Here is an 11,610-nt window from a genome sequence, read left to right on the forward strand (position 1 = left end):
GCCAATGGACAATTTAAAAAAATACACCAGTAAGCATCAAGCCAAATTTGATGATTTCGATTTAGACGAAGTTGATAAACTAAGGCTTTGGGGAGACATTGTTTCAGAACTACCTGAAAAAGCGGTTAAGGTTATTCCGTTATGGAAGAAAACTACTTTTAGAGTAGCGGCAAGTATTGTGCTATTAATTGGTTGCACCTTCTTTTTCTTGCAGTCTGGTGGGCAAGATCCAGAACAACAAATTGTAAATCAAGAACTGTATGATATTGATAACCACTATAAATTACTAGTAGATAATCAAGTAGCATTAATTAAGAATAACCTTAATTTATCAAAAGAAGATCAAGAAGATTTCTTGTTATTAATTGATGATTTAGATGAAGAATACAATAAACTAAAAGAAGAACTGAAATTAGGCATCAACAATGAAAAAATTATTGAAGCTATAATTAGTAATTACAGAAAGAAGATTAAACTTATGGAGGATTTATTAGAACGATCTTATCCAGTAAAAACCGATTTTGAAGATGAAGCAATTACACTATAAAATATCATTTTTTCTTGCTATCATGCTATTTTCAAGTGTGGTATTTGGGCAAGATAAATTGAGTAAGGACATAAAAAAAACGTTTTCGCTTACCAATAATGGTAGCTTGTATTTAGAAAACAAGTATGGTAATGTGTTTATCAATGGTTGGGATAAAGATTCTATTAGGTTTGAGATTTCTGTAGAAGTAAAAGGGAAAAACTTAGAAAAAGCTAAAGACCTTTTAAAACGCATAAATCCTGATTTTATAACCACAACATCACAAGTAGTTGTAAAAACCGTAATTACAGAGAAGAACCCTTCATTTTTTAATAAATACATTAAAAAAATAAGCCCATTAAATAGTGAAAAAGCCAATTCAGATATCAATTACACCATTTATCTTCCAAAGCAAGCTGCGGTTGAGGTGTATAACAAGTATGGCGATATTATAATTTTAGATTGGAACGGGAAATTAATAGCCGATGTAGAACACGGCGATCTTAGAATTACTGATGATTTGTTAGAATCTAAACTAGCCATAAAGTATGGAAAGCTAAGAGCTAATACTTTAAATAAAACAAATATTACTGCAAAAGATGCAACCATTTCTTTTGAGAAAGCAGAAACCTTAAAATTAGATTCAGATGGGGCAACAATAAGCTTAGAAGACATAGGAGAATTAGATATCAATTCCAATAAAGATGATATAGAAATAAGTACCATTAATAATATTCACGGCACTGTAAAATATTCGCAAGTAACACTAACGAATATAATCTCTAAAGTGAATTTAAGCTTAAACCTTGCAGAGTTGCGCTTAAAGCAGTTTAGTACAAATGCACCCATAGTAAACTTACATCAAAAATCATCAGAAGTATATGTAAATATCTCTAAAACTAATTTTAATTTTAGTGCAGAATTGGAGCAAGGCGTACTTAGAATACCTAAAACAATGAAAGACATTAATAGTAAGGTATTAGATGAAAAAAATAAGATAAGACAAATAAGAGCCACTTACGGCGATGGTAATCAAGGTATTTTTGACCTCACTGGGTACAAAGGCATTATCATATTTAAAGAACTTTAAAAATCAATCAAAACAATGAACAGGATAATTACAATACTATTTGTTTTAATAACAACATATTCCAGTTTCGCACAAAAAAAAGAATCTAACGAATATGTAGAATTTGACGATAGAAAAAATGTGGTACACGGTGTGTATTTGGGTTTTAATGTCCATTATGCACAATTAGATACTAGAGGCGAAAAAGAAACGGCGTTTGTAAATTTAAAATTGGCTTATGTTGCCAATCAAAAAATGGAAGTAGGCATAGGCATTACAGGTTTTTTTAATGAAAGACCCAATGATAGGCCAGATTTGTTTAACGGAGATAAAGTAGCACTTTTAGGTGGATATGTAGGTTTACATCTAGAACCCATTTTGTTTGGTAAGCGTTTTATAAGTGTCTCTTTTCCAGTGTTAGTTGGTGGTGGTGCAGTGGGGTATTTTGGCAATAGTTTTACAGATGAATACGAAGATATAAAAGAAGAAGATTTTGATGAATTTTTTATTGTAGAGCCAGGCATCAATATTCTCTATAACTTTTCAAGGTTTACGCAATTAGAAACAGGAATACGCTACAGATTTACAAGCGATTATAATTTACCACCTTATGATAGTGGAAACCTTAACGGATTTTCTGTTGGAGTAGGACTAAAACTAGGCATCTTTAATATGGGGAGAAAAAAGAAGGTAAAAGATAATTTTTAGCCCGCTTTTTTATGCAATAACCGCGTTAATTTAATAGACAAATCAGTTAAAATAATTTTAGAATTGCCATTGCGTTCAATATGGTAAATAGCATCCTGCAGTTCGTTGCTAATATCCATAATATTGTTACCATGCACAAAAGGTGCAAAATTTTCTAGTTTAAATTTGTCTGTTTTAGGCTCAAAATACACCAAATCAGTAGCATTGTAATTCAATAAAAGCGCCTGCCGGAAAAAGTCCAAACAAAAATTTAAAAACTGTTTTTGCGTTTCGCGTCCTGTTTTGGCAATATCATCACTCCACGAAATTAAATCGTGAATAGCAGCTTTGTTACCTTTAGCCTTAAAAGCACTACGTATCCAAAAAATAAACCACGTTTCAAACTGTGTGTCCTCAGAATCATGGTACACTAAATCGCAAGCCTTATTGTAATTACCATTAGCCTGATGCGCAATTTTTGTAGCAACTGAGGCCTCTAAATTGTAATTTTTAATAATAGCATTTTTAATTACTTCTTCGGCCAAAGGCGGAAAATGTAAAATTTGGCATCGCGAGCGAATCGTGTTAATAATCTGTTCCTCTTCTTCAGCAATCAGTAAAAAAATGGTTTTATTGGGCGGTTCCTCAATCAGTTTTAACAGCTTATTGGCACAAGCAATATTCATTTTTTCAGCCATCCAAATCAACATCACTTTATGGCCACCCTCATAAGATTTTAAAGTCAAGGATTTTACAATCTCATGCGCCTCATCTACACCAATTTGCCCCTGTTTATTATCCACCCCAAGCAGTTTGTACCAATCAAATAAATTGCCGTAGGGCTGTTCATTTAAAAGTTGTCGCCATTCTTCCAGATAAAAATTACTTACAGGTTTGCTCTTTACTTTACTGCTAGTTGTTACCGGAAACGCAAAATGTAAATCGGGATGCGAAACGTTGTTAAACTTTATGTTACACGCATCGTTACCCGAAGTGTTTTCGCCATTACTGTTGCCACACAAAATATATTGCGCATAAGCAATAGCCATAGGTAAGGTGCCGCTACCCTCAGGGCCAACAAACAATTGCGCATGCGGTATACGCCCGTTATCGGCACTTTGCGTTAAGTGTGCCTTTATGTGCTCTTGCCCTAAAATATCCTGAAACAGCATCGCACAAAAGTAAACCAATTTTTTAAAATATTTGGGCATTCCCCTCCTAAGGTCGGGTCGGGCTTTACGTTACAAGTCCTCGCTCCCACCTGCGGGGTCGCTGTGGGCTTTCCTCTGCAATCCCTAATGCGGGTGTGTTTGCTATGGCATTTATTTCACTATAAACTTTTTGTTTTTTTGGAGAGGTTCGTTTAACGTCTCGGTGTATGGCTTGTTGCGGAAAAATCCGCAGGATTCTTTCCGCCATAGCCCAAAGATAGCAAATAAGCGTTGAATTCCGATTAGGAATTCAACCGCAATGAGCTATACACGTTGTTGGCAGTAGTTATTATTCTTTTAATTTATTCATAGCTTGTCTTACATTTGACAATTCATATTTTTCAGAGCTTACTTTTTTAATTACATATCGTAGTAATATGTCAATTTGTTTTGCTTTTTCTAAACAGGTTTCTTCTGAATAAACGTGAATTCCACCAGATAATTGGCTATGCAATAACTTGATTGGGTTATCACCAATTTCCTTTAATGATTTTGGAATATATGGATTTATGTTATCAATCAAATTTGACATTTGATGACTTTTTTCATATTCATTCCAAGCAGTTTTAATCTGCTCAGAACCGTCAAAATCAAGTTCAGATAAATCCTTAACTATATGTTTAATTTCATTTTCGATTATTCTTCTGAAATATGCAAATGCGCCAATCCCATAGCTTAAAGAGAGATTGGAAAGCGCTTTTCGATAATTGTCTTTATCTTCATCACTCAAATAATCTAATACTTCTTTTTCTGGATTTCTTTCAACAGCAGGAAATTGGCCAATCTTTCTTATGTAAAGAGCAGGAAACTTAATGTCCTTTTTAATCTCTTTTTGCGAAAACATATTAATTAAGAAATCCATCTTAAAACCGCAAGATTGACAAACTCCAGAAAGATGAAATGAAAAATTCACTTTTCTTTCCTTATCTAGATAATAATCTGGAACATTGTTTTCGTGAATTTCATATGAATTTCCCCAATTTTCTTCAATTTGGAATGTGTGATAATCCTTTTCATTCGGACAGTAAAACTTGTAAGCTTTCTTACTAAAGTAATTGGAAAAATTGAATTTAAATCCAGTTACGAAAGTATCAAACAATTCTATTTTTGAGTATAAATGGTAATTTTCAAAAAAATCAGTTAATTTCTTATCTGCTAATACGTTCATTGTTTATGACTTTCGTTTAATTACTGCCAACTTTTCCGGATATGCGTCGTTTTAATGACTTATATCCGACGTTAAACGAAGATAGACGAAATTTTCTACAAAGTCAATAAGCGAAGCCTCATTTCCGCAAAGACATTTAATCTTCATGAAATTTTGTTTCACTTCAAACGTTTTCGTGAAAAAAGTCATTTTTTAAAGCTATTTAATTGCCTACATTTGTGTTCTAATTTGATATAAAACAATATAAATGAAGACGCTAAACGATTTTAATTTCGAAAATAAAAAGGCACTTATCCGTGTAGATTTTAATGTACCACTAAACGAAAATTTTGAGGTAACAGATGCTACAAGAATTGTATCGGCAAAACCAACCATTATTAAAATTTTAGAAGATGGTGGGAGTTGTATTTTAATGTCGCATTTAGGGCGTCCAAAAGGATTTCAAGAAGAGTTTTCATTAAAGCATATTGTATCTAAAGTAGAGGATGTTTTAGGTGTAGGTGTAAAATTTGTATCAGATTGCATTGGCGAAGATGTTGAGGCCGCTGCTGCAAGCTTACAACCAGGAGAAATTTTATTATTAGAAAACTTAAGGTACTACAAAGAAGAAACCGCAGGCGATGAAGGCTTTGCTGAAAAATTATCAAAACTTGGCGATATTTATGTAAATGATGCCTTTGGTACAGCGCATAGAACACATGCATCTACAACCATAGTAGCCCAATTTTTTGAAGGTAAAAAGTGCTTTGGTAATTTACTAGCCCAAGAAATAGATAGCATTAAAAAAGTAATGGAAACAGGAGAAAAACCTGTTTTGGCCATTCTTGGTGGGGCTAAAGTATCTTCTAAAATTACAATTATTGAAAATATTTTAGATAAAGTAGACCATTTAATTATTGGAGGAGGTATGGCATTTACCTTTGTAAAAGCACAAGGAGGAAGCATAGGGAACTCTATTTGTGAGGACGATAAAATGCCATTAGCTTTAGAAATTTTAGAGCAAGCCAAAGCTAAAAATGTACAAATACATATACCAGTAGATACCATTGCGGCTGATGATTTTAGTAACGATGCCAATACACAAATTTGTGATATCAATGCTATTCCTGATGGATGGGAAGGAGTAGATGCAGGACCAAAATCTCGCGAGCAGTTCCACAAAGTTGTAATGGAAAGTAAAACCATTCTTTGGAATGGACCACTTGGTGTTTTTGAAATGGAAAGTTTTGCAAATGGTACAATAGAGTTAGGGAACTCCATTGCTGAAGCAACTAAAAACGGTGCGTTTTCATTAGTAGGTGGTGGCGATTCTGTAGCTGCTGTTAAACAATTTGGTTTTCAAGATAAAGTAAGTTATGTAAGTACAGGTGGTGGAGCTATGTTAGAAAGCTTAGAAGGGAAAACGTTGCCAGGGATTGCTGCTATTTTAAAGTAAAATATAAGTTTTAAAGTACATCCATATGCTTTAGCAGGAAATGCAGCAAAGACGAAATTATACATAAACTAAAAAATAATAAGGCCTCATAGATTTTAAACTCTATCAGGTCTTATTTTTGTATTTCAACTAAAAAATACGATTTTAGCCTTATTATCGTTCGTTTAAATTGAATGGATACTTATGGTTTTTCGCTTTTTTATATTTTTGTTCTGTGTTACGGGAGTTTCTTTTGCCCAAATATCAGCAGAGACGACGTCTAAAATAAGAACTACGCTTGTGGGAGACACTACACTTGTAGATGTCGAACAAAAGGTCATTACTTCTATCAAGCCCATTTTAGATGATAGTCTTTCAGTAAAAAAACTAAAAGACATAGACCATTTAGCAGAAATTGACGCCAAATGGCGAAAAGAACTTTATAACAACGATTTGTTTGATACCATATACAAATCAGTAACAGAAATGAGTTTTGAGGAAGTAGATTACCCAGAACTTCCAACAGATACGTTAAAAAAACATTTAAAGGAATTAGATGCCAGAACACCTTTTAACGTAACATATAATCCATCTCTAGAGCGTGTTATAAAATCCTATTTGAAACACAGACGAAAACACTTGCAGAAACTCATGACCATGAGTGCATTCTATTTTCCAATGTTTGAGCAGGAATTAGATAATCAAAACATTCCGCTAGAAATAAAATATTTAGCTATAGTAGAATCTGCTTTAAAACCCAATGCAAAATCTAGGGTTGGTGCCACAGGCTTGTGGCAATTTATGTTTAGCACAGGTAAAATGTACGGACTAGATGTTAGCAGTTATGTAGATGAACGTAGTGATCCCATAAAATCCACAAAAGCAGCAGCTAAATATTTAGCAAAACTATACGAGATTTTTGGAGATTGGGATTTAGCTCTTGCAGCCTATAATTCAGGACCAGGAAATGTCACTAAAGCCATTCGTCGTTCAGGTGGCTATGAAAACTACTGGAATATTCGGCATAATTTACCTCGAGAAACAGCAGGATATTTACCAGTTTTTTTAGCCAACATGTATATTTTTGAATATGCAGAGGAGCACGGATTTAAACGCTACAAGCCAGAACGAGTATATTTTGAAACAGATACCGTAGTAATAAAACAAATGATAACGCTAGATCAAGTGTCTGAAGTTACAGGAACACCTGTTGAACAATTACAGTTCTTGAATCCGTCCTATAAGTTAGATATTATTCCTGTTATAAAAGGCAAAAAATACACATTGCGATTGCCAACAGATGTTATTGGTGCTTTTGTACATAATGAAGACAAAATTTATGCTTTTGCCAAAGAAGAATTGGAGAAGCGAGAAAAACCTTTGCCACAGTTTTTTAATGCAAATGATAAAATTCGCTATCGTGTAAAATCTGGAGATTATTTGGGCAAAATAGCTAGAATTTATGGAGTTAGAGTAAGCGATATTAAACGTTGGAATGGCTTGAGAAATAATAACCTAAAAATAGGACAACGTTTATCAATTTATCCCAGAAAACCTGTAGTTTCAGTACCAAAAATTGCTACTAAAAAGATAAAACCAAAACCTATTACAGGAGATATTACAATTTACACTGTAAAAAGTGGCGACTCACTCTGGAGTATTGCCCAAAAATTTTCTGGAGTTTCTATTCAAAATATTAAAGATTGGAACGGTATTAGTGGTAGTAAATTAAAACCAGGAATGAAACTTAAAATTTCCAAGGGATAACTTCAAAACATCAAAAAACAATGAAAAAAGTATTAAGCGTTCTCGTACTAGTATTTGTTCTTATATCATGTAAAGCCGATAAATCAAAAAATCAAAGAATACTTTTTGATTCACAAGGAAGAATTAACCACGTATCTGTTGTTATTGATAATGAAAACTGGAAAGGGCGTTTAGGAGAGGCTATAAGAGATGTGCTCACAGCACCAGTTTATGGTTTGCCGCAAGATGAGCCTACATTTAATATCAATCAAATACCACCTCAAGTTTTTACTGATTTTATTACAAGAACGCGTACTGTTTTAAAAATTGAAATGGGAAAAGCTGCTGGTATTGCTTTTAGAGATAATGTGTATGCGCAGCCACAAAAAGTAATTGTAATTACAGGGAAAACAAAACAAGAGGTTGAAGATGTTTTAAAAGAAAATACGCCCAAAATAATAAAAACCTTTAGAGATATTGAGCTAAGACAGAGACAACGTATTATAAGAAAGTCGCTATTTAATACACAAGTTATTAAAGATAAATTAGGTTTAAAAATAGAGTATTCAAGTGCGTATAGAATAGCTAAAAATAATGATAGTTTTTTCTGGATTAGACGAGATATCAATACAGGAACACTTAATTTAATGCTCTATGAATTACCAGAAGAAGCTATTAAGAAAGATAGTTTAATAAACCAAATAGTTGTAATAAGAGATTCTATTGGTAAACAGTATATTGAAGGACCGGTTGAGGGGTCTTACATGTCTACTGAAATGGCATACACACCGTTTCATGGAGAAACTATTTTAGATAACAAACCTACTTTAGAAACAAAAGGGATGTGGCAAGTAAAAAATGCGTTTATGGCAGGTCCTTATATTAATTATGCCATAGAAGATAAGATAAATAAACGCTGGATAATAGCTGAAGGATTTGCATTTGCACCTTCGGTTGAAAAACGCGACTATATGTTTGAATTAGAGGCGATAATTAAATCAATTAAAATTGATAAGTAAAGTATTTAAAGACTGTTTACCAAGTTGAAAACAAAAAACCAACACGTACAAGTGTTGGTTTTTTATTTTTATATAGTTTTTAAAGCTTATTCTGCTTTATCGTTTTTAGGTTCTTCCTCTTTACTGGCATCTTTAAACTCTTTAATACCGCTTCCTAAACCACGCATTAGTTCAGGAATTTTTCTTCCACCAAATAACAGTAATACCACAACAACAATTAGGATTATTTGTGGAGCGCCGATAACTAATGGTAATGTGTAAAAACTCATAACAAATATATTTAGGACACAAAGTTAATAATTAAAGTTTAATAAAACCGTTTTTAACATTAATACTAGGTGTTTATTAGGAGAAAACCAAAACCTTGAAATTATTTAATTAATTTTGCTTGCAACATGGGAAATAAAAAACCAAAAAAGATAAAAAGAAAATTACTTGACAAGTACCGTTTAGTCATACTTAATGAAAACACCTTTGAGGAAAGATTATCATTAAAACTTACCAGGTTAAACGTGTTTGTGATTGTAACACTTTCTAGTATTTTATTGGTTGGATTTACTATTCTGCTTATAGCTTACTCGCCTTTAAAAGAGTATATTCCTGGTTATTCTTCTACAGCACTAAAGAAAAAAGCAACGAATTTAAGTTTTAAAACAGATTCTTTGCAGCAAGTTTTGATAGCAAATGAATACTATTTCGCATCTATTAAAAAAGTTTTAAAAGGCGATGTTAGCTCAGAAGAGTTAAATAGAGACTCAATTGTTGAAGCTACTAAGCTTGAGGTAAGTGAGGTAGATTTGAACCCTACTAAAGAAGATTCCTTATTACGTGCTAAAGTAGAAAAAGAAGATAAGTATAATTTGTTTGAATCGGCCACATCGGTTACAAATTTTGTGCTTTTTCCTCCAGCAACAGGCACCATCAGTGAACCATACAGCATAAAAGAGAAGCATTATGCGGTAGATATAGTGGTGCCGAAGGACACACCAATAAAAGCAACAGCAGATGGTATTGTTGTTTTTGCAGAGTGGACAGCCAGCACAGGTCATGTTATTATTTTAGAGCATAGTTATGGACTAATTTCTGTTTACAAGCATAATGCTACCTTAACTAAATCTCAAGGCGATTTAGTAAAAGCAGGAGAAGTAATTGCTACCTCGGGTAACACTGGAGAATTGTCAACAGGTCCGCATTTACATTTTGAACTTTGGAGTGATGGTTATCCCATTAATCCAACTAATTTTATTGATTTCGAATAAATGGGCTCAATTAAAGCTGCTTTAGCCAAACCTTTTGCAAAATACATTCATAAAAAAATTAGAAAATGGGCTAATAATCCCATTAAAACTCAGGAGAAAGTTTTTAAAAAACTAATTTCTGAAGCGTCGCATACTGTGTTTGCAAAAGACCATAATTTTTCAGAGATACATTCTCACGAAGATTTTGTTAAACACGTACCAATAAGAGACTATGAAGCTCTAAAACCTTATGTCGAAGAAGTTGTAGCAGGTAAATCAGATATCCTTTGGAAAGGGAAACCTATATACTTTGCAAAAACTTCAGGGACGACTTCAGGTGCAAAATACATACCTATAACTAAGGAGAGTATGCCAAGCCATGTTGAAGCTGCTCGAAATGCTATTTTAATGTACATTAATGAAACAGGTAAGACCAAGTTTGTTGATGGTAAAATGATTTTTCTTCAAGGAAGCCCTATTTTAAAAGAGCAAAATGGTATTCAGTTGGGGAGACTATCAGGTATAGTTGCGCACTATGTACCAAACTATTTACAAAAAAACCGTATGCCCTCTTGGGAGACAAATTGTATAGAAGATTGGGAAACTAAAGTGGACACTATAGTCGAGGAAACACTAAAAGAAGATATGACTATCATTTCTGGAATACCATCTTGGGTTCAAATGTATTTTGAGAGGCTACAGCAAAAAACAGGACAAAAGGTTGGAGATATTTTTAAGAATTTCAATTTGTTCATTTTTGGAGGCGTAAATTATGAACCCTATAGAGCAAAATTTGAAAGTTTAATAGGCCGCAAAGTAGATAGCATAGAGCTATATCCAGCCAGTGAAGGGTTTTTTGCATTTCAAGACAAACAGAGTGAGAAGGGAATGCTACTACAATTAAACTCAGGCATATTTTATGAGTTTATAAAAGCAGAAGAGTTTTTTGAAGAGCATCCAAAACGTATCACAATTAAAGATGTAGAAGTAGGTATAAATTACGTGATGATAATTTCAACAAATGCTGGATTGTGGGCATATAATATTGGAGATACCGTTCAATTTACATCTACCAAACCTTATAGAGTTATAGTGTCTGGAAGAATAAAACATTTTATTTCAGCATTTGGTGAACATGTAATAGGCAAAGAAGTAGAACAAGCTATACAGGAAGCTTCTGAAGGAGAAGATATACAGATTTCAGAATTTACAGTAGCACCACAAATTAACCCAGAAAAAGGACTGCCATATCATGAATGGTTTATTGAGTTTGAGAAAGAACCAAAGGATATAAATGCTTTAGCTTCGAGGATAGATCAATCTTTACAGAATCAAAACACCTATTATTTTGACTTGATAGAAGGCAAAGTGCTACAACCATTAAAAATTTCAAGAGTAAAGAAAAATGGTTTTAAAAAATACATGAAGTCCTTAGGGAAACTAGGCGGGCAGAATAAAATACCTAGGCTATCAAATGATAGAAATATTGCAGATTCACTTTCTGGTTTCATTGAAAAATAATAGTACATTTG

11 protein-coding genes are annotated in these 11,610 nt (G+C 33.2%); 8 read left to right on the forward strand and 3 right to left on the reverse strand.

Annotation, left to right across the window (positions count from 1 at the left end; translation table 11 throughout):
• Nucleotides 1-4 precede the first annotated feature (4 nt).
• The 3 genes from EYD46_RS08775 to EYD46_RS08785 are packed head-to-tail and all read left to right on the forward strand — an operon-like array spanning nucleotide 5 to nucleotide 2,303.
• The gene (locus tag EYD46_RS08775; RefSeq protein ID WP_130936696.1) at nucleotides 5-547 is read left to right on the forward strand and encodes a hypothetical protein; all 543 of its coding nucleotides are present in this window, start codon (nucleotides 5-7) and stop codon (nucleotides 545-547) included.
• Nucleotides 528-1,616 carry a hypothetical protein gene (locus EYD46_RS08780; RefSeq protein WP_130936697.1) on the forward strand — a complete coding sequence of 363 codons (1,089 nt, stop codon included), beginning with the start codon at nucleotides 528-530 and terminating at the stop codon, nucleotides 1,614-1,616. Before EYD46_RS08775 ends, EYD46_RS08780 begins: the two co-directional genes overlap by 20 nt.
• Before the next feature lie 15 nt (nucleotides 1,617-1,631).
• Complete coding sequence (locus EYD46_RS08785; protein ID WP_130936698.1) at nucleotides 1,632-2,303, forward strand: hypothetical protein; 672 nt, start codon at nucleotides 1,632-1,634, stop codon at nucleotides 2,301-2,303.
• Here EYD46_RS08785 and EYD46_RS08790 read toward each other — a convergent pair.
• The gene (locus tag EYD46_RS08790) at nucleotides 2,300-3,454 is read right to left on the reverse strand and encodes a DNA polymerase III subunit (protein ID WP_130936792.1); all 1,155 of its coding nucleotides are present in this window, start codon (nucleotides 3,452-3,454) and stop codon (nucleotides 2,300-2,302) included. The genes EYD46_RS08785 and EYD46_RS08790 overlap by 4 nt on opposite strands.
• 328 nt (nucleotides 3,455-3,782) lie before the next feature.
• The gene (locus tag EYD46_RS08795; RefSeq protein WP_130936699.1) at nucleotides 3,783-4,661 is read right to left on the reverse strand and encodes a hypothetical protein; all 879 of its coding nucleotides are present in this window, start codon (nucleotides 4,659-4,661) and stop codon (nucleotides 3,783-3,785) included.
• Nucleotides 4,662-4,908: 247 nt separating this feature from the next.
• On the opposite strand from EYD46_RS08795, the gene EYD46_RS08800 reads away from it, so the two are divergent.
• From EYD46_RS08800 to EYD46_RS08810, 3 genes are all read left to right on the forward strand, one after another.
• Entirely contained in the window at nucleotides 4,909-6,096 is a 1,188-nt protein-coding gene (locus EYD46_RS08800; RefSeq protein WP_130936700.1) for a phosphoglycerate kinase, read from the forward strand.
• 183 nt (nucleotides 6,097-6,279) lie between these two features.
• Entirely contained in the window at nucleotides 6,280-7,842 is a 1,563-nt protein-coding gene (locus EYD46_RS08805; RefSeq protein ID WP_130936701.1) for a LysM peptidoglycan-binding domain-containing protein, read from the forward strand.
• Nucleotides 7,843-7,862: 20 nt separating this feature from the next.
• Complete coding sequence (locus tag EYD46_RS08810; protein WP_130936702.1) at nucleotides 7,863-8,840, forward strand: DUF4837 family protein; 978 nt, start codon at nucleotides 7,863-7,865, stop codon at nucleotides 8,838-8,840.
• Between the two features lie 86 nt (nucleotides 8,841-8,926).
• On the opposite strand, the gene tatA is transcribed toward EYD46_RS08810, so the two are convergent.
• The gene (gene tatA, locus EYD46_RS08815; RefSeq protein WP_130936703.1) at nucleotides 8,927-9,109 is read right to left on the reverse strand and encodes a twin-arginine translocase TatA/TatE family subunit; all 183 of its coding nucleotides are present in this window, start codon (nucleotides 9,107-9,109) and stop codon (nucleotides 8,927-8,929) included.
• A 126-nt stretch (nucleotides 9,110-9,235) separates the two neighbouring features.
• Here tatA and EYD46_RS08820 point away from each other — a divergent pair, with 126 nt between their 5' ends.
• Together EYD46_RS08820 and EYD46_RS08825 are read left to right on the forward strand one after the other, a co-directional pair.
• The gene (locus tag EYD46_RS08820; protein ID WP_130936704.1) at nucleotides 9,236-10,099 is read left to right on the forward strand and encodes a M23 family metallopeptidase; all 864 of its coding nucleotides are present in this window, start codon (nucleotides 9,236-9,238) and stop codon (nucleotides 10,097-10,099) included.
• The gene (locus EYD46_RS08825; RefSeq protein ID WP_130936705.1) at nucleotides 10,100-11,599 is read left to right on the forward strand and encodes a GH3 auxin-responsive promoter family protein; all 1,500 of its coding nucleotides are present in this window, start codon (nucleotides 10,100-10,102) and stop codon (nucleotides 11,597-11,599) included.
• Nucleotides 11,600-11,610 lie beyond the last annotated feature (11 nt).

The organism is Hyunsoonleella pacifica, assembly GCF_004310335.1.
GTDB lineage: Bacteria > Bacteroidota > Bacteroidia > Flavobacteriales > Flavobacteriaceae > Jejuia > Jejuia pacifica.